Below are 422 nucleotides of genomic sequence, written 5' to 3'. Positions count from 1 at the left end.
GGCCGAGACGATGAAAATCTCCCAGCTGGGCCAACAATTGATAATTATGCTCCAACGTCTTGCCGAAGCCGAAGCCAGGATCGAGCAACAGACGATTTTTATTGATGCCGGCTGCTTCACAGCGCTCAATCTGCCTCACAAAATACGCTTCTATCTCCGCTAATACATTCGCATAGTGCGGCGCCTGCTGCATGGTGCTCGGATCGCCCTGCATATGCATCAGACAGACGGGCAGTTGGCTTGCAGCTGCGACCGCCAGGGCTCCCGGTTCGCTGAGCGATCGGACATCGTTGATCATATGGGCGCCAGCCGCTGCACTTTCATGCATAACCAGAGCCTTGGAGGTATTCACTGAAATAAAGGTGTCGAAGCGCTGCGCCAGCGCCACTAGCACCGGTACCACCCGTGCTGCTTCCTCTTCT

Annotated in this window: 1 protein-coding gene; it reads right to left on the bottom strand. The window is 55.5% G+C overall.

The window, feature by feature from the left end:
* Positions 1-422: dihydropteroate synthase (locus BG74_RS15675; RefSeq protein WP_244267122.1), on the bottom strand; the 422-nt coding region annotated here is incomplete at both ends.

The organism is Sodalis-like endosymbiont of Proechinophthirus fluctus (assembly GCF_001602625.1).
In the GTDB taxonomy this organism is placed as follows: Bacteria; Pseudomonadota; Gammaproteobacteria; order Enterobacterales; family Enterobacteriaceae.
Note: the sequence above shows the minus strand (reverse complement) of the source record. Positions and strands in the feature narration are given on the sequence as shown.